The sequence below is a fragment of the Phocaeicola plebeius genome, assembly GCF_003437535.1.
GTDB classification, from domain to species: Bacteria; Bacteroidota; Bacteroidia; order Bacteroidales; family Bacteroidaceae; genus Phocaeicola; species Phocaeicola plebeius_A.
The window spans coordinates 16,132-40,552 of record NZ_QSQT01000012.1; the positions used below are offsets into that span (position 1 = coordinate 16,132).

The 24,421-nt window shown below is 46.3% G+C and carries 24 protein-coding genes and 1 tRNA gene; 14 read left to right on the forward strand and 11 right to left on the reverse strand.

What is annotated here, in order from left to right; genetic code table 11:
- Positions 1–20: 20 nt before the first annotated feature.
- From DXD04_RS07585 to DXD04_RS07610, 6 genes are all read left to right on the forward strand, one after another.
- Positions 21–1,235 carry a porin gene (locus tag DXD04_RS07585; RefSeq protein ID WP_117672312.1) on the forward strand — a complete coding sequence of 405 codons (1,215 nt, stop codon included), beginning with the start codon at positions 21–23 and terminating at the stop codon, positions 1,233–1,235.
- Between the two features lie 13 nt (positions 1,236–1,248).
- Entirely contained in the window at positions 1,249–1,971 is a 723-nt protein-coding gene (locus DXD04_RS07590; RefSeq protein ID WP_118425135.1) for a hypothetical protein, read from the forward strand.
- Between the two features lie 19 nt (positions 1,972–1,990).
- Positions 1,991–3,148, forward strand: a complete 1,158-nt coding sequence (locus tag DXD04_RS07595; RefSeq protein WP_117672455.1) for a Rid family hydrolase — start codon at positions 1,991–1,993, stop codon at positions 3,146–3,148.
- 5 nt (positions 3,149–3,153) lie between these two features.
- On the forward strand, positions 3,154–5,247 hold the full coding sequence (locus DXD04_RS07600) for a cytochrome c biogenesis protein CcsA (protein WP_117672316.1): 2,094 nt from the start codon (positions 3,154–3,156) through the stop codon (positions 5,245–5,247).
- A gap of 89 nt (positions 5,248–5,336) precedes the next feature.
- Positions 5,337–5,906: an HdeD family acid-resistance protein gene (locus DXD04_RS07605; RefSeq protein WP_117672318.1), complete on the forward strand. Its 570-nt coding sequence runs from the start codon at positions 5,337–5,339 to the stop codon at positions 5,904–5,906.
- The gene (locus DXD04_RS07610) at positions 5,903–6,751 is read left to right on the forward strand and encodes a helix-turn-helix domain-containing protein (protein ID WP_022053624.1); all 849 of its coding nucleotides are present in this window, start codon (positions 5,903–5,905) and stop codon (positions 6,749–6,751) included. The genes DXD04_RS07605 and DXD04_RS07610 overlap by 4 nt, the downstream gene beginning before the upstream one ends.
- Before the next feature lie 61 nt (positions 6,752–6,812).
- On the opposite strand, the gene DXD04_RS07615 is transcribed toward DXD04_RS07610, so the two are convergent.
- On the reverse strand, positions 6,813–7,889 hold the full coding sequence (locus tag DXD04_RS07615; protein ID WP_117672320.1) for a YeiH family protein: 1,077 nt from the start codon (positions 7,887–7,889) through the stop codon (positions 6,813–6,815).
- Between the two features lie 192 nt (positions 7,890–8,081).
- Between DXD04_RS07615 and DXD04_RS07620 the strand changes: the two genes are divergently transcribed.
- Positions 8,082–8,750 carry a DUF5715 family protein gene (locus tag DXD04_RS07620; protein ID WP_022053623.1) on the forward strand — a complete coding sequence of 223 codons (669 nt, stop codon included), beginning with the start codon at positions 8,082–8,084 and terminating at the stop codon, positions 8,748–8,750.
- An 11-nt stretch (positions 8,751–8,761) separates the two neighbouring features.
- Positions 8,762–9,520, forward strand: a complete 759-nt coding sequence (truA, locus tag DXD04_RS07625; protein WP_117672322.1) for a tRNA pseudouridine(38-40) synthase TruA — start codon at positions 8,762–8,764, stop codon at positions 9,518–9,520.
- Here the strand turns inward: truA and DXD04_RS07630 are convergent.
- Positions 9,517–10,284 (reverse strand): TIGR03915 family putative DNA repair protein, encoded by a 768-nt coding sequence (locus DXD04_RS07630; protein ID WP_117672324.1) that lies wholly within the window; start codon positions 10,282–10,284, stop codon positions 9,517–9,519. The two genes, truA and DXD04_RS07630, sit on opposite strands and share 4 nt — an antisense overlap.
- Before the next feature lie 133 nt (positions 10,285–10,417).
- Here DXD04_RS07630 and DXD04_RS07635 point away from each other — a divergent pair, with 133 nt between their 5' ends.
- Positions 10,418–11,485 carry a linear amide C-N hydrolase gene (locus tag DXD04_RS07635; RefSeq protein ID WP_117672457.1) on the forward strand — a complete coding sequence of 356 codons (1,068 nt, stop codon included), beginning with the start codon at positions 10,418–10,420 and terminating at the stop codon, positions 11,483–11,485.
- Between the two features lie 34 nt (positions 11,486–11,519).
- Here DXD04_RS07635 and DXD04_RS07640 read toward each other — a convergent pair whose 3' ends face one another.
- The gene (locus DXD04_RS07640; RefSeq protein WP_117672326.1) at positions 11,520–12,809 is read right to left on the reverse strand and encodes a putative DNA modification/repair radical SAM protein; all 1,290 of its coding nucleotides are present in this window, start codon (positions 12,807–12,809) and stop codon (positions 11,520–11,522) included.
- 91 nt (positions 12,810–12,900) lie between these two features.
- Here DXD04_RS07640 and DXD04_RS07645 point away from each other — a divergent pair, with 91 nt between their 5' ends.
- Complete coding sequence (locus DXD04_RS07645; protein WP_007563094.1) at positions 12,901–13,806, forward strand: DMT family transporter; 906 nt, start codon at positions 12,901–12,903, stop codon at positions 13,804–13,806.
- Positions 13,807–14,058: 252 nt separating this feature from the next.
- Here the strand turns inward: DXD04_RS07645 and DXD04_RS07650 are convergent, their stop codons facing one another.
- The 6 genes from DXD04_RS07650 to DXD04_RS07675 are packed head-to-tail and all read right to left on the reverse strand — an operon-like array spanning position 14,059 to position 18,352.
- Positions 14,059–15,072: an FAD:protein FMN transferase gene (locus tag DXD04_RS07650; protein WP_117672328.1), complete on the reverse strand. Its 1,014-nt coding sequence runs from the start codon at positions 15,070–15,072 to the stop codon at positions 14,059–14,061.
- A 4-nt stretch (positions 15,073–15,076) separates the two neighbouring features.
- Positions 15,077–15,649, reverse strand: coding sequence for a manganese efflux pump MntP (locus DXD04_RS07655; protein ID WP_022053610.1), 573 nt, complete (start codon positions 15,647–15,649; stop codon positions 15,077–15,079).
- A 5-nt stretch (positions 15,650–15,654) separates the two neighbouring features.
- Positions 15,655–16,401 carry a DUF6048 family protein gene (locus DXD04_RS07660; RefSeq protein ID WP_117672330.1) on the reverse strand — a complete coding sequence of 249 codons (747 nt, stop codon included), beginning with the start codon at positions 16,399–16,401 and terminating at the stop codon, positions 15,655–15,657.
- Positions 16,349–16,849, reverse strand: a complete 501-nt coding sequence (locus DXD04_RS07665; RefSeq protein ID WP_022053608.1) for a DUF6452 family protein — start codon at positions 16,847–16,849, stop codon at positions 16,349–16,351. Before DXD04_RS07665 ends, DXD04_RS07660 begins: the two co-directional genes overlap by 53 nt.
- Positions 16,849–17,802: a glycosyltransferase family 2 protein gene (locus DXD04_RS07670; protein WP_117672332.1), complete on the reverse strand. Its 954-nt coding sequence runs from the start codon at positions 17,800–17,802 to the stop codon at positions 16,849–16,851. The genes DXD04_RS07665 and DXD04_RS07670 overlap by 1 nt, the downstream gene beginning before the upstream one ends.
- Before the next feature lie 19 nt (positions 17,803–17,821).
- Complete coding sequence (locus tag DXD04_RS07675; protein ID WP_007563080.1) at positions 17,822–18,352, reverse strand: DUF4199 domain-containing protein; 531 nt, start codon at positions 18,350–18,352, stop codon at positions 17,822–17,824.
- A 300-nt stretch (positions 18,353–18,652) separates the two neighbouring features.
- On the opposite strand from DXD04_RS07675, the gene DXD04_RS07685 reads away from it, so the two are divergent.
- Positions 18,653–18,726: transfer RNA gene (locus DXD04_RS07685), tRNA-Thr, on the forward strand.
- A 73-nt stretch (positions 18,727–18,799) separates the two neighbouring features.
- Here DXD04_RS07685 and DXD04_RS07690 read toward each other — a convergent pair.
- A complete protein-coding gene (locus DXD04_RS07690) occupies positions 18,800–19,666 on the reverse strand; it encodes an AraC family transcriptional regulator (RefSeq protein ID WP_117672336.1) in 867 nt (288 codons plus the stop codon).
- A gap of 115 nt (positions 19,667–19,781) precedes the next feature.
- On the opposite strand from DXD04_RS07690, the gene DXD04_RS07695 reads away from it, so the two are divergent.
- Both DXD04_RS07695 and uxuA read left to right on the forward strand, forming a co-directional pair.
- Positions 19,782–20,597 (forward strand): SDR family oxidoreductase, encoded by an 816-nt coding sequence (locus DXD04_RS07695; RefSeq protein WP_117672338.1) that lies wholly within the window; start codon positions 19,782–19,784, stop codon positions 20,595–20,597.
- An 18-nt stretch (positions 20,598–20,615) separates the two neighbouring features.
- Positions 20,616–21,797, forward strand: coding sequence for a mannonate dehydratase (uxuA, locus tag DXD04_RS07700; RefSeq protein ID WP_117672340.1), 1,182 nt, complete (start codon positions 20,616–20,618; stop codon positions 21,795–21,797).
- 1 nt (position 21,798) lies between these two features.
- Here uxuA and DXD04_RS07705 read toward each other — a convergent pair whose 3' ends face one another.
- On the reverse strand, positions 21,799–22,635 hold the full coding sequence (locus tag DXD04_RS07705) for a helix-turn-helix transcriptional regulator (protein ID WP_117672342.1): 837 nt from the start codon (positions 22,633–22,635) through the stop codon (positions 21,799–21,801).
- A 143-nt stretch (positions 22,636–22,778) separates the two neighbouring features.
- On the opposite strand from DXD04_RS07705, the gene DXD04_RS07710 reads away from it, so the two are divergent.
- Positions 22,779–23,972 carry a multidrug effflux MFS transporter gene (locus DXD04_RS07710; RefSeq protein WP_181977467.1) on the forward strand — a complete coding sequence of 398 codons (1,194 nt, stop codon included), beginning with the start codon at positions 22,779–22,781 and terminating at the stop codon, positions 23,970–23,972.
- Positions 23,973–24,421: the final 449 nt, after the last annotated feature.

Sequence of the window (24,421 nt, forward strand, 5' to 3'; positions counted from 1 at the left end):
AGTATAGAAACTGATAACTTATGAAAAAAATACTGACTGCCTTGTGCCTGTCTGCGGTAATGCCATTGGCAGCACTGGCACAACATGAAGAAGATACGGAAAATGGTATCGTGTCGCTGGCTGGAAGAGAGGGATTTACCATCGCTTCCAAGAAAGGCGATTTTGTGTTCAAGCCTTATCTGTTAGTACAGACAAGTGCCAATTTCAACTGGTATGACGATGAAGGGCTGGACAAGGCCTATAATCAGGACAATGTGGCCAATTCCGGTTTTGCTATTCCTTATGCCGTGTTGGGCTTTACAGGAAAAGCGTTTGGAAAAGTGTCGTTCAACTTATCACTGAATGCAGCGGCTACGGGCGCAGCCTTGTTGCAACAGGCTTGGTTTGATGTGGAACTGAAAAAACAGTTTTCTATCCGCGTGGGTAAGTTTAAGACTCCTTTTTCGCATGCTTACTTGACTACGTTGGGAGAAACCTTGATGCCTTCCTTGCCGCTGTCGCTGACCGCTCCGGTGATTCTGCCCTATTCGTTGAATGCCGTGACTCCCAATATCGGAACGGGATTCGACTTGGGAGTGGAAGTACACGGTCTGCTGGCGGACAAGTTTGGTTATGAAGTGGGACTATTCAACGGTACAGGTATTTCGGTGAATACGGCAGGAAAGACGTTCAGTGATGACTGGCACATTCCTTCCTTGCTTTATGCCGGACGTTTTACCTACATGCCCAAAGGAGTGATGCCTTCTACGCAGGGAAATCCTAACCGGCTGAATGAAGACAAGCTGATGCTGGGAGTATCCACTTCATTGAATGTGGAGAGTGAGAACGAAAGTACGAACGATTACCGTGCCGGACTGGAGTTTGCCATGTTGAAAAGAAAACTCTATCTGGGAGCGGAAATGTATTACATGCACGTGGGCTTTACCAAACGGCAGAAAATTGACCAGGGGTATCACTATCTGGGAGGATACGTGCAGGGAGGCTATTTCGTGACTTCCCGTCTGCAAGCTACGGCACGTTATGATTTCTTTAACCGCAACGGAATGGATACAAACGGGTTCATGAATATGCCAGCTGTGGGAGTAAACTACTTCTTTAAAGGCTGCAATCTGAAACTGCAAGCTATGTATCAGTTTGTAGGGCGCTGGGGGCACGATACACAACTTGACCGCGATAATGATGACTTGGGAATAGCGACCCATAATGCCACGGTGATGCTTCAGTACACGTTCTAAAGAGGAGGGTGTGATGAAAAGAAAGGTGTATGGATGGATACTCTTGGGGCTGGGAATCCTATGCTTGGTTTCCTGCGATGAAGGACGTATCTATGAAGCGGTGCCTGCTACGGCAGAGGGCGGACGTACGGTGAAGTTCACCGGAAAGGTAACGGGTATGGATACCTGGCCTTCCGGATATACGGTAGCCGTGGCCGGTTTTGATGCGAAGAGTGAATATGCACTGACTTCTGCCAATGTGATGCCTTCGCAGGCAGGAGAAGATGGTACGGTGCAGGTGGTGATGTCGGGAGTGACAGATGAAGTCACTCAAATCGAATTGTGCGTGATTAACCGCATTCGGGAGCGGGTAGTGACCTTTGCCAGGGTCGATTGCTCGGAAACGGCAGAAGACACGATTCGTATGGACGTGGGTGAACAGCAAGTCGGCATGTTCCAGGCTGTGCAGCAGCAGGTGTTTGACTCCCGCTGTGCCAGTTGCCATGGAGGAAGCACTTCAGCGGCAGGACATTTATTCCTGACAGCAGGAAAAAGCTATGAACAGCTGGTAAATGTCCCGTCTGTAGTGAATCCGGAAGTCATGAGGGTGAAACTGGCAGATGCGGAAAACAGCTTTCTGTATCAGGTACTGCATGAAAACGGTCACGTGCACCATGACCATCAGGATATTCTTTCGGCTGAGCCGGTATTATTGAACTTGATAGATGATTGGATAAATGGAGGTGCCAAACCTTGAATATTAATATAGTATGAATATGAGCCACAAACAACTACGAAACCACAAGTCACAAGAAAATACATTAGTAGAAATTTCACGTTTTGAACCGGCTGAAGGAGTCGCTGAATACCATGTGATGATTCACGTTACTCGTCCTTCTTTGACGTATCAGGAACAATTGGATACTTTACTCGATACGTATTATCAATTGTTGGAGAATGAGTTGAAGGGAGCTGTTGCTGTGTTCAAGCGTTATTTTTTAAGCGATGCCGCCAATCAGGTCGACTGGCTGGCGGTACAGGTGCCGGAAAGCTCGGTCTGTGCCTGTTCGATTGTGGAACAGCCCCCGCTGAACGGAACAAAAATAGCTTTATGGGTATATCTGCAATCCGGTGTGCAATGTCGTGCGCTGGAAAGCGGATTGTTTGAAGTGTCACATGGGGCTTACCGCCATCTGTGGGGTGGTTCGGCTTCTAACCGGGCGGCCAACTCGGAATACCAGACCCGTTTGCTGCTGAATGATTATATCCTGCAACTGATTGCACAAGGAGGGCATCTGGCCGAGAACTGCATTCGTACCTGGTTTTTTGTACAGAATGTAGATGTGAATTATGCCGGAGTGGTAAAAGCCCGTAACGAAGTGTTTGTGACGCAGGGGTTGACACCACAAACACATTATATAGCCAGTACCGGTATCGGCGGGCGTCATGCCGATAAGCAGGTGCTGGTACAGATGGATACGTATGCCGTATTGGGTATCCGTCAGGAGCAGATTCATTATTTATATGCACCGACTCATCTGAATCCTACGTATGAGTATGGAGTAAGTTTTGAGCGTGGTACGTATGTGGATTATGGCGACCGACGTCAGGTTTTCATATCCGGTACGGCCAGTATCAATCACAGGGGGGAAGTGGTGTATCCGGGTGATATCCGGAAACAGACCGAACGCATGTGGGAAAACGTGGAGACCTTGTTGAAGGAAGCAGAAATGTCGTTCGATGACATCGGACAGATGTTGGTTTACCTGCGCGATGCGGCAGATTATGCCGTGGTGCGGGAGATGTTCGACCAGCGTTTCCCGGAAATGCCAAAAGTGATTCTATTGGCTCCTGTCTGTCGTCCGGGTTGGCTGATAGAGATGGAGTGCATGGGCACAAAAATGATGAAGCATACACCGTATCCTGATTTTTAGTTTGTATGAAAGAACGTCTGTGGAAAAACGTCTGGGTAGTTCTTTATGTGGTGCTGATGGGAGTATTGGCCATAGCTACTTTTTTAGAGCATGCATACGGAACAACTTTTGTCCAGACACATATATATCATGCTTGTTGGTTTTGTGGCTTGTGGGGTGCGCTGGCTTTCGGGCTTGTGCGGGCATGTGGCAAATGCCGGCTGTGGAAGCGTCTCCCGGTCTTGTGGTGGCATGGCTCTCTTTTAGTGATACTGGGAGGGGCCATGCTTACCTACCTGACAGGTGAAAAAGGGTATGTACATCTGGTGCAGGGGCAAGAAGTGAAGAGTTTTATCCGGACTTCCGATCAGCAAACGAGGATGTTGCCTTTCAGCCTTTCTCTGGACAGCTTCAGGGTGGTTTATTATCCGGGAACGGAAGCCCCTTCTGATTACAAGAGTTACGTGAGTTATAAAGTGAATGGAAAATGGAAAGAAGAGGTAATTTCAATGAATCACATTCTTTCTGTAGAGGGTTATCGTTTTTATCAGTCATCATACGAACCGGATTTGTCTGGAAGCTGGTTGAGTGTAAACTATGACCCTTGGGGAATTGCTGTGACCTATGCCGGGTATTTGTGTCTGGCTTTCTCTTCCTTGTGGTTGTTAGGTAGCCGGAAGGAGACATTTTTCCGTTTGTTACGTCATCCGCTATGGAGAAAAACGGGACTGGTATGGCTAGGAATATGCGCTTTCCAGTTGATAGCTCAAGCTCGTCCGGTCAGTGTCCTGGCTCGTCAGGATGCGGAAAAGCTGAAGATGCGTCAGGTGATATACCACGACCGTGTGGCGCCCTTCCATACCCTGGCCCGTGACTTTGTTATCAAGTTGAGTGGAAAACCTTCTTATCATGGTTTGACACCGGAACAGGTGGTGGCCAGTTGGTTACTTTATCCCGAAGAATGGCAGCACGAACCGATGTTTCGAGTGAAAAGTGAACGGTTGAGGCAGGAATTGGGATTGAAATCGGAGTATGCCGCACTGGTAGACTTGTTCGATGGAAAGACCTATCGATTGGAGAGGTTGTTGCAGAGACTACAGGACGAAGTGCGAAATACGCATGAGAAAGGCTGGTTGGAGAACCGTCAGGCAAAAAAGTTGGAAAAAGAAGTGCTGGAACTGGATGAGAAGGCCGGTATGGTACTGATGCTTCAGAAAGGTACTTTTATCCGTCCTTTGCCGGAGGATGGAAGTGTCACTCCGTTATCTCCGTTAAGAATACGTGCAGAGATTTTCTATCATGCGGTACCGTTCACTAAAATTTTGTTTATGGCTAATCTTTCTTTAGGTTTGCTAGCTTTGGGCTGGTGGATCTATTCCTGTGTGATGCAAGAAGGCGATAAGGCAAGAAACTGGAGGAGTAGGTGGCGATGGATATGGGTGTGGGCTGTATGGATGGCCTGTCTGTTTCATTGGACTTCTTATTTGCTTCGTTGGTATATTGGAGGACGGATTCCTTTGGGAAACGGACACGAAACGATGCTTTTTTTAGCGGGATTTCTGTTATTGTGTACTTGTATATGGCAGCGGCGCTTCTCGTTTTTGCTTCCAGCCGGTTTATTGCTTTCCGGTTTTACCTTGCTGGTAGCTTATCTGAGCGAGATGAATCCGCAGATAACCCCGTTGATGCCGGTATTGCTGTCACCCTGGTTGAGTCTGCATGTATCATTGATTATGGTGTCGTATGCCTTGTTTGCTTTGATGTGTCTGTGTAGTATCCTGGCACTGGGTATTCGGCGGCATACGTGGCAGCGGCAACGGCTGACTTTATTTTGTCGGGTCTTGCTTTATCCGGCAGTGTTGTGCTTGGGAATCGGAATTTTTATCGGTGCGGTATGGGCCAACGTGTCCTGGGGAAGCTATTGGGCCTGGGACCCGAAAGAAGTCTGGGCTCTGATTACTTTCATGCTTTATGGAATGGCTTTTCATGTGCAAAGTATCCCTCGTTTCAGAAATCCGTACTTTTTTCATTGGTTTTTAATCGTTTCGTTCTCTGCCATACTGATGACCTATTTCGGCGTAAACTATGTACTCGGAGGAATGCACAGTTATGCCGGATAAGTGATAGCTTTTTATCCTTTTGGGCGAATGATTTGTTTATTGATAGTTTTTCATTACCTTTGGATAGTGAATTTAAAAATGGACGAAGTATGAAATCTTTGAATTATGCATTAGTCAGTTCGCTCTGTGCATTAGTTATCGGTATATTATTGGTCACATGGCCAGATGTAGCAGTGAGTTATTTGGTAATTACTATCGGGGTGTTGTTCCTTATTCCCGGACTGGTCGGATTGTTTTCTTATCTGGCCCTGTTGAACAAGAGTAAGGCGGATGCTCCTCGTCCGGTTTTCCCTATAGTTGCGTTAGGCAGTACACTTTTCGGTGTATGGCTGATTATCATGCCTTCTTTCTTTGTCGGAGTGCTGATGTATGTGTTAGGCATTCTGTTGGTGTTGGGCGGTATCAGTCAGTTGGCTAACCTGATTGCTGCACGTTCATTCATGCCGGTTCCATTTGGGGTATATATAGTGCCCGTATTGATTTTGGCGGCGGGAATCACAGTCCTGTTCAATCCGTTTGCCACGGCTGAGATACCCTTTATTGTGTTGGGAATTTCTTCCATTGTATATGCATTGATGGATATGGTCCGTTTGTTGCGTTTCCGCAAAAAGAACAAGAACATACAAGATGTGACACCTATAGAAGAAATTAAGGAATGAAGCGATTTGACAGACTTGATTTGTTACCGGAAGGCCAGGATATGGTGGCGGGTATAGACATGACGGGTGGTTTTTACCGCTTGTTCCAGACTTCGGCACCTTTTCCGGGATGTGCTTTTCTGCTCTGTCTTAGAGGCAGTTGCCGGGTGAAAATCCATTTGACATGTTATGACTTGAAAGAAGGGTCTTTGGCCATTATATTCCCGGGAGTATTTTTTCAGATTCAGGAGCAGAGTAAGGACTGCCGGTTTATTTTTGTCGGTTTTTCCAAAAAACTGATAGAAGGAGCCAAGTTGTTTTCTTATACCGTGGAGTATACTCCTTATATCTTTGAGCGACCGGTAATTGAGATGAAGAAAGACGTATATGAACTGTTCCGGGATAGTATCCGTCTCTTGATTCGCCGGCAGAAGATAAAAGAAGAAATGAGCGGAATGCAAATCAGTTTGATTTATACGCAGCTGCTTCTTTCTTTAGGCAGTGTATACAAGAAAAGAGGAGAGGAAGAAGATTCACCGAGATACAATCGAAATCAGGAAATTGTAAAGGAACTGGTTCGTATTATTGTGCAATATTATAAAACGGAACGCAATGTGTCTTTTTATGCCGAGAAGCTGCATCTTTCGCCACAGCATCTGAGTACAACGGTGAAGAAAGTTACCGGAAAGACCTTGACCGACATTCTTTCTTCGTTTATCATACGCGATGCCCAGGCTAAGCTTCGTTCTACGGATATGACGGTACAGGAAATAGCCTATTCGTTGAATTTTTCGGATATTTCCTTCTTTGGGAAATACTTCAAACGTTATACGGGCATGTCGCCCAAGCAGTATCGGAACATGTAAAAACAATAAGGGGCAGGTGTATTTGTTTACGCCTGCCCTTATTGTTTTTGAAGATAATCTTTTATTCAAACATTGGAGTGATATATTGTGTCAGCAGGTATCCTCCGCCTACCAGCCAGATGTAAAGCAGTCCTGCTAGCAAGAACGGTTTGGCACCAGCTTGTTTGAATTTCTCCAGACTGGTATCTGTACCCAGTGCTGTCATGGCCATTGTCAGCATGAAGGTATCGATGTACTCAATGGCACCGTTCAGTGGAATATCTTTTACGGTCTCGGCTCCTGTAAGGTATTGCAGCAAGGAGTTCAGACAGATGATACCGATGAATCCAAATGCAAACCAGGGAATAGTGATTTTGCTCTTTTCGGCTTTACCTTCAGGATTTGCTTTTTTCCGTCCTGCCAATGCAAAGCTCATGATGACCAGTACCGGTGCCAGCATCATGACGCGAATCATCTTGGTGATGGTAGCTGTTCCGGCAATTCCTAATGAATCGGTCGGGTCCATGGCATTTCCGGCTCCTGCTACGTGAGCAACTTCATGCAGGGTACTTCCTGTATAGATGGCTACTCCCGTATCTCCCAGTGCATCCAGCATACCGGCACGGTACATAATCGGATAGAGGAACATGGAAATGGTTCCGAAAATGACTACCGTAGATACGGCAATGGCCGTTTTATGTCCTTCACATTTTACCACCGGTTCTGCACCCAATACGGCTGCTGCTCCACAGATGGCGCTACCGGTAGCTGTCATGAGAGAAGTATCTTTGTCCATTTTCATCAGTTTGCCCAGCCAGATGCCCAGGAAAATAGTACCGGCTACGATGATGGTATCGATAACCACTGCAGGGAGTCCTACGGCGGCTACTTGTGTCAGTGTCAGACGGAATCCGTAGAGTACGATACCGGCACGCAGCACCTGCTTGGTGCAGAACTTGATACCTGGAACCCATGTCTCAGGCAGTTTGTTGCGCAGGCTGTTGGCATAAAGCATTCCCAAAATGATACCCACAATCAGTGGACTGAAAGAAAGACTTTTCACGAAGGGGATTTCGGCAATGTAGAAGGCTGCAAAAGAAAATAATGCAATCAATAAAATACCATGGAGGGTATTGGCTCTGTTTCCTTTCTTGAACATATCAGTTTGTTTTTAGTGATTTTGATTTTATTTCGGGCGCAAAGATAGAAGATTTCCATGGAATGTCCTATTTACATTTTTTTATGCGTGATAACCAAAAGTAATAATGTGTATTGTCCTGACCTTTATTCGGTGGTTTTGTGCTTCTTGCTTTTTATGCTATCTTTGCATGGAATTAAAAATGGAAAAGAAATGAAATTATTGATCAAGTCATGTCTGGCGGTGGCTTTATTTGCTGGCATCTGTCTGGCTGGATGTAAGGAAAAGGACATGTCAATGAAAATGAACAATCCGCGCAATATCAGGGGAGTTATCAGCTATAAACGTTCGTTTGGAGATTTGAATGATGTGCAACTGGCTACAGCCAAGAAAATAGGTATCCGTCCTATCAGTACCCGTGAAGAGGCGGAAGAAATGAAGGACCGGTTGATTGAAATTGCCGCTTGTGAACGGTATGGTCTGGACTCTTTGACGCATTCAATTCCCTACCTGATACCTCAGGCCAGTGCGTTGCTGGATACCATCGGGGTTAATTTCTTGGATTCACTGGAAAACAAAGGACTGAACCCCAATAAAATCATTGTAACGTCCGTGACTCGTACGAAGGATGACGTAAAGCGTCTGCGGAGAACCAACGGAAATGCTTCGCTGAACTCCTGCCATTTTTATGGAACTACGTTTGATGTGAGCTGGAAGCGTTTTGAGAAGGTAGAAGACCCCGATGGTCGTCCTATGCAGGATGTAAGTTCGGATACATTGAAGCTGGTGCTGTCGGAAGTATTGCGTGACCTTCGTAAGGCAGACCGCTGTTATGTGAAATACGAATTGAAACAAGGTTGTTTCCATATTACTGCCCGATAATTCAAGAAGTTATGTTCAGATATTTCATTTATTTGGCTTACGACGGTACTAACTATCATGGCTGGCAGATACAGCCGAACGGAAGCAGTGTGCAGGAAACGCTGATGAAAGCGCTGCATACTTTCTTGCGGGATGAGGCCATTGAAGTGGTGGGGGCCGGACGTACGGATGCTGGAGTACATGCCCGCCTGATGGTGGCACATTTTGATGTGGAATGGATGCTGGATGAAGATACGGTGACGGATAAACTGAACCGTTTGCTGCCGCCGGATATATCGGTGTACCGTGTGCGGAGAGTGAATCAGGATGCGCATGCCCGTTTTGATGCGACTTATCGTACGTACAAATACTACGTTACCACACAGAAGAATCCGTTTAACCGGGCATATTGCTGGCGTTTGTTCCAGCCTTTGGATTTTGCAAAGATGAATGAGGCAGCACAGACCTTGTTCGATTACACGGATTTTACGAGCTTCAGTAAATTGCATACGGATGTGAAAACCAATAACTGCAAGATTATGCACGCCCACTGGGAGCAGGTAAGCGAAACGGAATGGGTATTTACCATTCAGGCAGACCGTTTCTTGCGGAATATGGTTCGGGCCATTGTTGGTACGCTGGTAGAAGTGGGACGCGGCAAACTTTCGGTGGAAGGTTTCCGGAAGGTGATAGAAGAGAAGAACCGCTGCAGTGCAGGTACATCCGTACCGGGACATGCACTCTTTTTGGTCGATATAGGCTATCCGGATGAATTATTCCCGCTGGGTTAGTCTTTCTCTGTAAGATATTTCCAGAAACGGACCGGCATATCCTTTTTGTGTTTTACGGGATTCAGTCGGGATTGAATACATACACTGTGAAAATAGCTTTTCCAGCCCTCCTGGAAAAGCTTTTCATTTTTATCCAGCAGCTCATCTTCCAACTTGCCATGTCGCAGGAAGGCAGCACGAGAGTCTTCAAATGTAATTTCGTTAACCTCTTTCAGGTCGTAATAGTAGCCGTAGCGACGGCGTGCATCGTAGATTATCCATGGCTGGTCGGCAAACCGGTCGCGAAAATGATAGATGGTCAGTGGATAGACGTTATAAAGAGGTTCCATGATACCGAAATATACCTGGTCGGCTGTTTTTTGAAAGCGCATGAACTGAAGTACTCTCATTCGCTCGTCTGCTACTTTTTTGCTGAGCTGATACACTCCTAACACATCTGGGTCTGCGAAATTTTGTTCGATAGAGGCCGGTGCATCGATTACTTTCCGCATGTAGCGAAAAAGGAGCATGGCTGCTTCCGGTGTTTCCGAAAGCCAGCAATAGGTAAGGGAGGCAAGTGCTCTTCGGGAAAGTTTACGTGATAACAGTTTCCAAACCCGTTCTGTCTTTTCCGCATCTGTTACCACCTGATGTACCTCCTCATGAAAAAGCGGAAGCGGTTCCTTCTCTGTAAGCAGCAGGTCGGGAAAAGTCCGGCGATAATAGGCATCGAACAGGGCGGTAAGCAGACCTTCAAAAGTGGAATCGTATTGAAAAACTGTCATGGTTTATGAGAATTTCGTATCTTTGTGTATAGAGGATTTCAGGGAGCAAAAGTAGTAAAAACGATAAACTGAAACAAAAGGAATAGTTTTTTGTTATATAATAAAAACAGATTAAATGATGAATTACAAATCTATGCTCTTGGGACTGATGGCCACAGTGGCCGTCTTCCAGTCACAGCCTGCTCAGGCTTGCACAGGTATCACCTTGACAGCAAAAGACAGCACACGCATTCTTGCCCGTACCATTGAATGGGGTGGAAGTGACTTGAACAGTTGCTATGTGGTGGTGCCACGTGGCTATACGGTTCAGTCGTATGTGCCCGGCGGACAGGATGGCATGAAATTTACGGCAAAATATGGATATGTGGGCCTTGCGGTAGAACAAAAGGAGTTTGTGGCAGAAGGTTTGAACGAAGAAGGTCTCTCTGCCGGTCTGTTCTATTTCCCGAATTACGGACAGTATGAAGCGTATAAAGCAGAGTATAAATCGTCTTCCATTGCCGATTTGCAGTTGGTTTCCTGGGTATTAGGCAACTGCAAGACGGTGGATGAAGTGATGGAAAGCCTGAAGCAGGTACATGTAGTGGCCATTGACCCGCGTGCATCGACTGTACACTGGCGTTTTGCCGATGTGTCAGGACGTCAGGTGGTATTGGAAATCGTAGACGGTGAATTGCATTTCTTTGAAAACAACTTGGGAGTACTGACTAACTCTCCGGGATTTGAATGGCAACTGACCAACCTGAATAATTACGTCAATCTGTATCCGGGCAGTGCCCAACCTCAGTCGTTAGGGAATGTGGCTCTTCGTTCTTTCGGGGCTGGAAGCGGATTCTTGGGTATTCCCGGTGATGTGACTCCTCCCTCCCGTTTTGTGCGGGCTGCCTTTTATCAGGCTACAGCTCCTGTGCAGGATAATGCCCGTCAGACCGTACTTCAAGGATTTCAGATTTTGAACAACTTTGATATTCCATTGGGAATTGAGTTTGCGGAAGGAAAAGTGCCTGTCAATATCCCAAGTGCTACACAGTGGACTTCGGCCACGGATATGCGGCATCGGATGATTTATTATCGTACCATGTATAATTCTGCTATACGTAGCATTGATTTAAATAAGATTGATTTTCAGCGTGTCAAGTACAGAGCGGTACCATTGGATACCATAAAGGAACAGCCTGTAATGGAAGTTTCTATCCGCTGAAAATGTAGAATGCATAAAAGTAAGGAAGCTGCCTTCACTCGTTTGTGGGGGCAGCTTCTTCTGTATCTCCAAAGTCGAAACTCAGCTGACGTTCGTCTATCTTCTTGCGGGGAGTAGGGAGTAGAAGTTTCCGTACTCCGTAGGCACCTAGCTCATGAATGGTCTTTTCGGGCAGCTCATTGCAGGTGATGAAGTATTTGGCTTTCTTCATGACGGCTCCCATCTTCTTCAGTTCGTAAAATCCGATACGGGAGAAACGGCGGGAAGCCACAATCAGGCGGGCCGATTTTACTCCGATGCCCGGCACACGCAGGATGGCTTCATAATCGGCGGTCTGTATATTGACGGGGAAGAACTCCGGATGGCGAAGGGCCCAGGCCAGTTTCGGATCAATCTCCAAGTCCAGATTAGGACTCTGGTCGTCCACTATCTCATCTACCTTGAACTGATAGAAACGCAGCAGCCAGTCGGCCTGGTAAAGACGGTTTTCTCGTACCAGAGGCGGTTGCTTCAAGGTAGGAAGTCGCTTGTCATACGTATTTACCGAAATATAGCCTGAATAATACACTCGTTTCATGGTAGGTTCTTCATACAGCGAAGAAGATACCTGCAAGATATCCTTGTCTGTTTCGGGGGTGGCTCCTACAATCATCTGGGTACTTTGTCCGCCAGGAGCAAAGCGGGGAGTGTGACGATAGTGCTTGCGCTCTTCCTGATAGGTCTGTATGCCTTGTTGAATGTATTTCATCGGAAGATACACACTCTGGTGATCTTTCTCCGGTGCCAGCAGTTTTAAATTCTTTTCTGTCGGAATCTCCAGATTGACACTGAGACGGTCGGCATATAGTCCGGCTTCCCGTACCAGTTCTTCACTGGCACCGGGGATACTTTTCAGGTGGATGTAACCATTGAAACGGTGCACCAGTCGCAGGTCTTTGGCCACCCGTACCAGGCGTTCCATGGTGTAGTCGGGGTTGCGTACCACTCCCGAACTGAGAAATAGTCCTTCTATATAATTTCTTCGGTAGAACTCCATGGTCAGCTCCACCAGTTCCGTAACGGAAAGAGTGGCCCGTGGAATGTCGTTGCTTACCCGGTTGATGCAGTAGGCACAATCGTAGATGCAGTAGTTGGTCAGCATAATCTTGAGCAGGGAAATGCAGCGTCCGTCTTCTGAAAAGCTGTGACAGATGCCCCATCCTCCTACTGTATTACCGACTCCTCCCCGTGTGTTTTTACGGGAAGTACCGCTGGAAGCGCACGACACGTCGTATTTGGCGGATTCAGTCAGGATTTTTAGTTTTTGTATTACCTGTTCGTTCATTTCATTCAAAGTTAGAGAGAGTTTTTGAATTGTGCAATGAGTTTGGGATTTTTGTCGTACCTTTGCGGCGGTTTACAAAAATCAAGAAAACATGTGGTTATTACTGGCTTTTTGCTCAGCGGCGTTGCTGGGCTTTTATGATGTCTTCAAGAAAAAATCATTGGCAAACAATGCGGTTCTTCCGGTACTGGGACTGAACACGCTGTTTTCGAGTCTGATTTTTTTACCGTTTATTTTAGTTTCGTACTTTCATCCGGAGGCGTTGCAGGATACGCTTTTTTACGTGCCTTCAGCAGGTTGGGAGGTGCATAAGTTCATTATCCTGAAATCGTTTATCGTGCTTTCTTCGTGGACGTTCGGTTATTTTGGTATGAAACACCTGCCCTTGACCATTGTCGGCCCCATCAATGCTACCCGTCCGGTCATGACGCTGGTAGGTGCCTTGCTGATATTTGGTGAACGCTTGAATGTGTACCAGTGGATTGGTGTGCTGATGGCTATCATTTCGTTTTTCATGCTGAGCCGTTCGGGAAAGAAAGAAGGAATAGATTTCAAGCACGACAAATGGATTTGGTTTGTGGTGCTGGCGGCTGTGTTAGGTGCTGTCAGTGGTTTGTACGATAAATACCTGATGGGACGCTTCAACAACATGGTGGTACAGGCGTGGTACAATGTGTACCAGCTTTTCCTGATGGGAGGAGTGCTGATGTTCTTGTGGTGGCCCAAGCGGAAAAGCAGTACACCGTTTCACTGGGACTGGTGCATTATCCTGATTTCCGTATTCTTGTCGGCGGCTGATTTCGTGTATTTCTATGCGCTTGGTATGGACGGAGCCATGATTTCCATCGTGTCTATGGTGCGACGGGGAAGCGTGGTGGTTTCCTTCCTGTTTGGTGCCATGATATTCCGCGAGAAGAACCTGAAGAGCAAGGTGGTTGATTTGATTTTAGTGCTGATTGGTATGTTCTTCCTCTATTTAGGAAATGTATTAGGATAATTACAAGGTCTTTTCTTGAACGACTGGGATGTGTCAGTACTTCCTTGGCAGTACTCCAGTACTTTCTAATCAGTACTCTGCTACTTTCACGGCAGTACTGCAGTACTTCCTAAGAAGTACTGGGAAAAGAAGATTGTTACGGGTATTTTTGCCTGAAGAAGGCTGGTGTAGTATCTTGATAAGATAAAAAATGCCGGAGCGTATTTTTTACGTTCCGGCATTTTTTATATCCTGTCTTGGACAAGGCCTTTTTTAGTTTCGCATGTATTTCTTCATACCCTCAGTGGAGTAAGTCTGCAATTTCCCGTCTTTGTCCGAGTAGATGAAATAGGCATCCAGCTCAGGATGGGCACTACAGATGGCCTTGGCTGAATCCAGTCCCAGTACCATGAAGGCAGTGGCGTAGGCATCGGCTGTGGCACAGTCCTTGGCGATGACGGTAGATGAAAGAATATTGTGCTGTACCGGGTATCCCGTGCGAGGGTCGATGGTATGTGCATACTTCTTTCCGTCTTTGTAATAGAAATTGCGGTAGTTGCCCGAAGTAGCCATACCGGCATTGGTAATTTCTAATACGGTCTGTAGTTCCTGGTTGACGGACAGGGAATCGTCGATGGGTTTGTTGATTCCGATACGCCAAGGCTCCATTTTACTGTTTTGTCCTTTCAGCACCAGTTCCCCGCCGATGTCAATCATGTAGTTCCTGATGCCTTTGCGGTCGAACAGCCGGGCGACACAATCCACGCCGAAACCCTTGGCAATCGAGCTGAAGTCGAGCATCATGCGCGGGTCGGCCTTGACGACTTCTCCCTCTGCATTCAGCTGTATCTTGTCGATACTCACGAACTGGCGCAGGCTGTCGATGGTCAGTGAATCGGGAAACTGGGAATGTTTGAACCCGAATCCCCATGCGTTGACCAGTGGGGCTACGGTGACATCATAGGCTTTTCCGGTCTCGTTGGAGATAGTCTTGGCCAGATTGAACACATACGCAAACAGGCTGTCGGCACGCATGTCTGTATTGTGGTTGATATGCGTGATGACCGACTGCTTGTTGAACGGCGACAAGGAATTGTCCACCTTTTGCAGTTCTTTCTCAATTTCCGCTTTCAGGTTCTCAGATGACTGGTAGGTAATCTTATATACCGTACCGAATACCAGTCCCTGGTCGGTCTGGTAAGGAGATTGTTTTCTCAGAATCAGTACCGTTCCTACGATGAGCAATACAAGAAACGGCAACTGCCATTTTAAGTTGTTTTTGTTCATGATTTTATTGCAAGAATAAATGTTCTACTAATATTTTGATACCGATGCCAATCAGCACCAGTCCCCCGAAGATTTCCACCCGCAGGTGAAAACGCTTGCCGAAGAATACGCCGATGAGGCTTCCTGCCAGTGAGAGTACGAAAGAGGCAATTCCAATACTGGTCAGAGGCATCCAAAGACTTTCCAGTTGTTTGAATCCGGCAAAGGCAAACGAGATACCGATGGCCAATGCATCAATACTGGTGGCTACAGCCAATGCCAGTGTCACTTTCAGGCTGGTAGGGTTGAAGGAAGCAGTCTCTTCTTCTTTAAACTGCGCACGTATCATGCGGATACCTAAAAATGCCAATAGGGCAAAGGCAATCCAATGGTCGTAGGCTTCAATCAGATGCTGGAAACGGCTGGCACCTAACCATCCCAAGAAGGGCATTAGTGCTTGAAAGAGTCCGAAGAAAAAAGCCATTCGTAAAAACGTGCCCCATTGAATGCGGTGCAAAATAATTCCGCTGGTTACGGATACGGTGAAACAGTCGATAGCCAGACTGACGGACAATAAGATGGTTTCGATTAAATTCATGTGAATCAGAAGGGTAAGTTGTAAATGAGATTATACGTCAAGTTAAAGCTGCTCCCGGCATTTTTCCCGAATCCGGGCACATACCATGGAATGGAATTGTCATGACCTTCCACGTTCATTCTCATTTTATATCGCACGCTCCAGCCCATGCAGAAACCTTTGTATATTTTCACTTTAAGTCCGAGCACTCCTTCTAGCCAGCTGGCTCTGCTCTTCATATCGGAATAAGCAAACGGATAGGAGACTTCTCCACCATAGTTGGGGTCGGTCATGCTGGGGCCGTCTACATCATAGCTGAAAGAACTCATGCCGTAGCGAAGACCCACATACAAATAACCCGGGAGATGTGTCTTTTTGTAAAACACATTATAATCCATTCCGATACGGAAGTAAGGAGCGGAAGTCTTGTAGTGCAGGTTGTTTCCGTCATTTATGGCATCTGCCTTTCCGTATCCCACTTCAATGACGGGAAGAAAGCGATTTTTCAAGTTGGCTTGTACGGCAATTTCAGTATTCAGAATGTCGCTGCCTAACAGGTAACTTCCCAGTCCGGCAATTTCCACTCCTATGCTCGTGCCCTGATAGAACGGGACAGACTCTGTCGGCTCAGCTTTCTTCTTGTCTTCCTTTTTAATCTCTGCGGGAGTTGCTTTATGTACGCCCGGTTTCTGTGCCTGCAAGGGAGAAAGCAAAAGACAGCTACTCGTTAGTATCAGAAATAGTGAAATATATCTTGAAATTCTCTTTCTCATAATTATCTATGTTCGGATTGGTAATGACAAGCGAATCGAGCATACGGGTAGTAGTTTCCGCACCGGTGACTTCATAAAACATCATGGTACCGCAATCCAGGTTGATAAAGTAAGGAATATTGCGGTGGGTGATTGTAAGGACGTCTCGCTGGCGGTTGGCATACTGAAGGATAAACCGGGTTTGTTCTCCGTAGCTGAGCGGTAGGCTGAGCGTACTTGTGTTGGTTGACTTATTAATCAGCGTGTCGTAAATTGTCGTATCAGCGGTCTCCAACTGCCCGATGACCGTCAGTGTATCGGTGTACTGCACAGACCGTCCATATTGGTCAACAAATGCAAACTGGGCATACGCCAGTGCATTGGGCGGACAGTTTTCCACTTCACAAGCTGGGAAAAAGGAAACGACTGCCACCAAGAGGATACCTAATACAATCGGTAGTTTCTTCATTATTCAATTTCTTTCTCGATTTGATAGTTGTTTCTTTCAGGAGAATTGCGTGCAATCAGTTCTCCGATAAATCCGGCCAGGAAAAGCTGGGTCCCTAATATCATGGTGGTAAGTGCCAGGTAGAAATAGGGACTTTCAGTTACCAGGCGATAAGGATTGCCGCAATACATGTCATAGAGCTTGGTAGCGCCTACTACAACGACAGCGATAAATCCCAGGATGAACATGATGGAACCTAAGAAGCCGAAGATGTGCATCGGTTTCACGCCGAAGGTAGACAAGAACCACAAGGTAAGCAAATCCAGATATCCGTTGACGAAACGGTTCAGTCCGAACTTGGTCTTTCCATATTTGCGTGCCTGATGATGTACAATCTTTTCTCCGATACGGTTGAAACCGGCATTTTTAGCCAGGTAGGGAATGTAGCGGTGCATTTCGCCGTACACCTCAATGTTTTTCACTACGTCCCGGCGATAGGCTTTCAGTCCGCAGTTGAAGTCGTGCAGATTATGTATTCCCGAAACCGCACGTGCAGTAGCATTGAATAGTTTGGTCGGGATTGTTTTCGACAGCGGGTCATAGCGCTTCTGTTTCCATCCGGAAACCAAGTCATAGCCGTCTTCTGTAATCATGCGGTAAAGTTCCGGAATCTCATCCGGACTGTCCTGTAAATCAGCATCCATGGTGATGATTACATCTCCCTCTGCTTTCTTGAATCCGCAGAATAAGGCAGGTGATTTTCCATAATTACGGCGGAACTTGATGCCTTTCACTTCTTTTGACTTCCGGCTAAGCTCTTCGATGACCTGCCAGGAGTGGTCTGTACTACCATCATTTACAAAGATAACTTCGTAGGTAAAATGATGCTCATGCATTACGCGTTCAATCCAAGCATACAGTTCGGGTAAGGACTCCTCTTCATTATATAGAGGTACGACTACAGATATATCCATATTTATATTGCTAAAGCGATTAGTTTTTCTTTTTCATGACTACCAGACCGGTGGGAATGGCTAACAGGATTCCATAGAAGAAATTCTGCGAAAGCAGCTGAAAGGTCAGTTGCAAAGAACTGAGAGAAGAAATGACATTCAGACTGCCGATAAGTTGTTCTACGGAAATCTTCATGTCGCCGGTTACGGAATCCTTTATAGTTTCCAGTTGGTCCAGATACGTATTCAACAAATAACCCTGATCAATAAAGCGGAAATACACGTAGTGTGCCAGCGCTGTCAGGATAGAAGCAAAAAGATACATCAGAAAGCAGAAACTGAAAGCCTGAGTGAAAGAAAAATTGCCTTCATGATACTGGTTGCGGTAGCGGCGTGCATAAATGTAGCCTAACACCGGTACAAAGAGGGTCATCAGGATAAACAGGAGCTGAAGCAACGGGATGGAAAAGCCTATGGGGAGGAAGATAAATTTGAAAATCCAGAACAATCCCATGTAAGTTCCAAACCGCATGGCGTATTCCTGTAAGGTTATCGGTCTTTCTGTTGTCATGATAGTTACGTTTGATAATGGTTACAAAAGTAGTCTTTTTCAGTGAGCTGTGGTATATAAAAAGACTGAAAAATCATATTCTTTACCATTTTGGTATATTTTTTTTCATGAAGGTATTGCGTATTCAAAAAAAATGCCTACCTTTGCACCCGCAATCGAGAAACATCGATAAGATGTCTGTCGAGAACATGTTGAAATACGGGTAAGTCCCATACGGCCAGCTCCCTTCGAATCCTCCAGGGCTTGATCGCAGCAAAGGTAGTTGGTTGTAGCGGCGCGATATGGTAAGCTTACCCACCCGCCTCTTTAGCTCAGTTGGCCAGAGCACGTGATTTGTAATCTCGGGGTCGTTGGTTCGAATCCGACAAGAGGCTCAGGAAAGTTGGACAGTGTTGTTCAACTTTTTTGTGTCTATAAATTAGGAAAAAAAAGCCTTCATTCAAACGTTCATTGGATTTTCTTCCGATAAGAAGTCGGTGTCATCCCTGTATGCTTTTTAAAGCACCGGTTAAAGTGTGCGACTGATTCAAAGCCGCATTCCAGACTGATTTCTGAAATATTCCATTTCCCGTTTAGTAATAGTTTGCAGGCATAGCCAATTCGCATGTCTGTGATATGTTGTCTGAATGTCTTTCCGGTGTTTTCCTTGAAAAAACGGCAGAAGGCAGTTGGGTTCATGGCAGCGTATGAGGCTACATCCTCCAGACAGATTGGCTGGGTGTAATGCTTGTTGAGGAAGGCCATGACCTTTTCAATCTTTCGTCCGTTAAACCGTGCTGGGACTGGGTCATAGGCTGGAGAGGAGATGACTTTTTGGGGAGTAAGATGCGTCAGTGCATCCAGCAGTTGCAGAAACTCCACTATTTGTCCCACCCCTTCTTTTTGCGGGATGCGCTTTATTATCTGCGGAATATTATCCGTGCAATTGGATAGTGAAAACAGCAGCCCCCTTTGTGCCTCTTCCAGCAGGCGATTGATACCTTGAAACTGGCTGTAGTGCGAGAAAGCATATTGCATGAAATCCTTTTCGAATTGGATGATAACCCCGTTCACTCTTAATTCTTCCTTCAGGTCGTATTCCGGTGCGTTTTCCAGGTAATGAGGAAGGTTGGAACCTAAAAGAAACAATTGCTGGTCGGAGAAATCGGTCATACCGTCGCCTGCCATTCCCAGGCCATATCCCTTTTCGATGTAAATCACTTCAAACTCACTATGGAAATGCCAGGGATAAGTGAAGTTCTTGTAATCGTAGAACCGGGCCTTCAGCGGGTGGGCATCTGTAATATCCAGTTGTTCGTTGAGTATCTTTCTCATGTCAGGAAAAGGAAAAAGTAAGATGCTGCAAAGTTACGCAAATAACCTGCAAAAATTGGCAAATGTTCATGTTTATTTCTCCTCTAACTTTGGGGCAGATAAAAATTGACATAATATGAACAGTTTGTTTGATGTATCCGGAAAAGTGGCTGTAGTTACAGGCGGTTCCGGGGTATTGGGAAGTAACATATCTGAAGGTCTGTTGAAGGCTGGAGCCAAAGTTGCAGTGATTGGAGCACATTCCGACCGGGTGGAAAAAGCGTTGGAAAGACTTAGAAAGACCGGGGGAGAAGTTTGCGGTTTTACCTGTAACGTGCTCGACATGGACAGTTTGCGGGAAGTGAAAGAAAAAGTGTTGGCCCAGTGGGGAAGGGTAGATATTCTGGTCAATGCAGCGGGAGGAAATATCCCGGGAGGTACGCTGACCGAAACGCAGCACGTGTTCGATATGAAGGTGGAAGACTTGAACAAGGTGGTAGACTTGAACCTGAACGGTACGGTATATCCTTGCCTGGTGTTCGGGGAAGTTATGGCCGCACAGAAAAGTGGTAGTATTATCAATGTGTCTTCCATGGCATCTTATGAAGCCATTACCCGTGTACCGGGCTACTCCATGGCCAAGAGTGCAGTAGAGAATTTCACTCGCTGGATGGCTCAGGAAATGGCCTTGAAGTTCAGTGAGAAGATTCGCGTGAATGCCATTGCCCCCGGTTTCTTTATCGGCAACCAGAATCGTGCCGTACTGATAAATCCTGACGGTTCGCTGACGGAACGTAGCCGGAAAGTCATAGCTAAGACTCCGATGAGGCGTTTTGGTGACATCTCAGAACTGAATGGAGCCGTACAGTTCCTGTGCAGTGAGGCGGCCAGTTTCATTACGGGAGTTACTTTGCCCATCGACGGAGGATTCAGTTCATTCAGTGGAGTATAATTTAAGGGAACGGTAACGATGGAAAAGACTTGGAGATGGTTTGGTAAGAAAGACCGCATCACGCTTTCCATGCTTCGGCAGATTGGAGTGGAAGGCATTGTGACGGCGCTTCACGAGGTACCCAACGGGGAGGTTTGGAGCACAGAGGCAATTAATGACCTGAAAAACTATATTGAATCGTACGGCATGAGATGGTCGGTTGTAGAAAGCCTTCCGGTGTGCGAGGCTATCAAGTACGGCGGCCCTGAGCGTGATGCCTTGATAGAGAATTATAAAATCAGTCTGGCTAATTTAGGGAAGTGCGGAGTGAAGACTGTATGCTACAACTTTATGCCGGTCATCGACTGGATACGTACAGACCTGCATTATGCCTTGCCCGACGGAAGTTCTTCGCTTTATTTTAACCGGATACGTTTTGCCTATTTCGACTTGAAGATTTTGCAGCGTGAAGGAGCGGAGCGTGATTATTCTCCTGAAGAACTGCAGAAGGTGGAAGAACTGGACTGCCGTATTACTCCTGAGGAAAAGGCCGAACTGATAGATACGATTATTGTAAAAACGCAAGGGTTTATCGACGGTAACATTCAGGAGGGAGAACAATACCCCGTCCGTAAGTTCCGCGAACTGCTTGCATTATATAAAGGAATAGACCGCCAGAAGCTGAGAGAAAATCTGTGTGAATTCCTGAAAGCAGTGATGCCGGTGTGCGATGAGTATGGAGTCAATCTGTGCATTCATCCGGACGATCCTCCTTTCCAGGTGCTCGGCCTTCCGCGTATTGTCACCAGTGAAGAAGACATCGACTGGCTGTTGAATGCCGTGGACAATCCGCATAACGGACTGACTTTCTGCGCCGGTTCCTTGAGCTCCGGAAGCCAGAATGATACCCGTGAACTGGCCCGCCGTTTTGCCCGGAGAACCCACTTTGTCCATCTTCGCAGTACGGAAATATTGCCCGAAGGAGATTTCAGAGAGACATCACATCTGGAAGGAAGAGGTCATCTGCTAGAGTTAATCCGTATTTTTGAGAAAGAAAATCCCGGACTGCCCATGCGAGTAGACCATGGACGTACGATGCTGGGAGATGAAAAAGAAGGATACAATCCCGGTTACTCTTTCTACGGACGTATGTTTGCCCTGGCGCAAGTGGAAGGTATGATGGCAGCAGTTCGTAATGAAATGGAAAGCGGACTCCTGTAATTCAGGGCTGTTTTTGCGTGCGGTACTCTTTGGGAGAGATACCGGTATTTTTCTTGAAAAAACGGCTCAGGTAAGAAGAATCCGGAAACTGACAGAGAGAGGCTATTTCTGCAATGGATAAAGCCGGATTGTTGAGCAGGACTTTCAGTTCGGCAGTCAGCTGTTCGTCGATAAGTGCTTTCGGAGTCTTTCCGTTGGAGTAGGTTTCCGTAATTTCGTGCAGGTAACGCGGAGAGATACAGAGCTGTCCGGCATAGAACGATACCTGATGCATTTGTGCGGCATGTTCGTGAATCAGGTGCATGAACTTGTGAAACAAGAGTTGCTTCCGGGTGTACGATTCGGCCACTGATACGTACGTGTCGGGGATGGAACTGAAAATCCACATCAGCATACCTTGCAGGAAATTCAGTTCCAGCCGTTCGCTGAATGCAGAAGGAGGCTGGGTAAAAAGCAGCTGTCCCATGTTCATCCATAGGCTGATGTTTTTCCAGCTCTCTTCTTCGTGGTTGTATTGTGGAAACTCTCTCATGTAGTTGAAATACGTGGTGTCGAGTGAAATGGCTGCCTGTAGAAAGAGCTTCTTGGGATAAAGCAGGAAGCGGACATGAAAATCATCGGATGCCTCTATAAGTTGCATGATACTTCCTTCCCAGAAAATAAGTTCTGACATTTTGTGTAGGTGAAATTGCTGTGCACCGGTGGAGAGAATACCTTCTCCGCTGGTGCATTGTAGTTGGATGCCACAGTCGAAATGGAGCAGGGAGGCTTTCAGAAAAGCCAGATTGCCTTCGTCATAATGGATGGCGGTGAGAGATGATAATAAGGAAATATCCATGTGAAGATGATTTTATGAAACAAAAATACGGTTTTTCTTCGATAAAAAGAGGAGCTAGTTCCGATTTTGAAAAGTTTTGTGCGGTAAAAGGAAGGTGAAAACTTCTTCATAATGTCTAATTTTGCAGCGTTTTAAAGAAGGACATTATGACAAGAAGTAATTCTCAATTATTTATTCTCGTATTCTTAGGTATATTGACCGCATTTGGCCCGTTTGTAACCGATATGTATCTGCCTACTCTGCCTGCCATGACTGACTATTTTCATACCACTTCCTCACAGGTGCAATTAGGGTTGACGGCCAGCATGATAGGATTGGCTGTCGGGCAATTGTTCTTTGGTCCGCTGAGTGACAAGTATGGTCGCCGGCTTCCTTTGATTGTGGCCATGTGTCTGTTTCTTTTGGCTACATTGGGATGTCTCTATTCACGGACCATCATGCAGTTTGTGGGCTGGCGAGTGGTGCAAGGAATAGCGGGTGCCGGAGGAATTGTGATTTCACGTTCCATCGCAGCCGATAAGTATTCCGGCAGGGAACTGGCAAAGATGCTGGCTATTATTGGCGCTATCAATGGAGTGGCTCCGGTGGCGGCTCCTGTGGCTGGAGGAGGAATGGCCGAAAGTGTAGGCTGGCACGGCATTTTCTGGGTATTGTTCGGATTAGGTATATTGTTGTTGCTCGGAAGTCTGCATTTTGCGGAGTCCCTGCCGGCTGTACGTCGCCAGAATGCACGTTGGGCAGATGTGTATAAGAGTTTTCTTACCGTCATTCACAACCGTCGGTATGTATGTTATATCCTTCAGTTTGGTTTTGCCCAGGGGGTGTTGTTTGCCAATATTGCTTCCTCTCCTTTTATTATGCAGGAGCATTATGGCTTTTCGCCTTTGATGTTCAGCATCTGTTTTGGAGCTAATGCCATAGCCATTGTCATTTCTGCGACTTCGGCTGTTAGGTTTGCCCATCCGGAACAAGCTTTATATAGGGGAAGTGTCGGAATGGTAATCGCTTCTTTCCTTTTGTGTGTGGCATTGTGTGCCGGTTGCAGTTTCTGGATTTATGAAGTGCTGCTTTTGGCGTTACTTTCCATGTTAGGACTCACCTTTACCGCATCCAATACCTTGGCGATGGATAGTGAACGGGCAAATGCGGGTATGGCATCGGCCTTGCTGGGGGCATTGGGGTTTGCCTTTGGCGGTGTGGTGTCTCCGCTTGTAGGACTGGGAAATATTATGGTCTCCACCGGAGTCCTGTTTTTTACAGGTCCTTTATGTGCGTTCGTTTGCACTCGCATAGCGCTCCGGCGCGCTTTTTCATTGGCACAATATTACCGTAAATGAATTTGTGGTAATTTTCTGTTTTCATTTTTTCCTTTTGGGAATAGGGATATACGTGTAATTCTATATCTTTGTATAAACTAAACTTATCTTATGAATACACGTATCCGAATAATTCCCTGGGTGATGCTTGTGGTGGGCTTCATTTTACTTTCTGCGGGAGTCGCCGAATTGTATCCCTTATGCAGGGCCGCCCGGAATTGCCATCATACAGTGGGAATTGTACAGAGAGTCGAAACCAAGAAGAATTACCGCCATCGTAAACTCAGATACGATACTGAGATGACTGTCATTTATTCCACAGAAAAATACGGGGACTTATCTGTGACCAGAACCAGTCACTGGCCTTTTACAAGGAAGGGAGATGAGATTTCAGTATGGTATCATCCTGAACGTCCAAGAGAGGTTCATCTGCCTGTTTCGGAAGGAGTGTTTGGGGGAGGTCTTGTCGT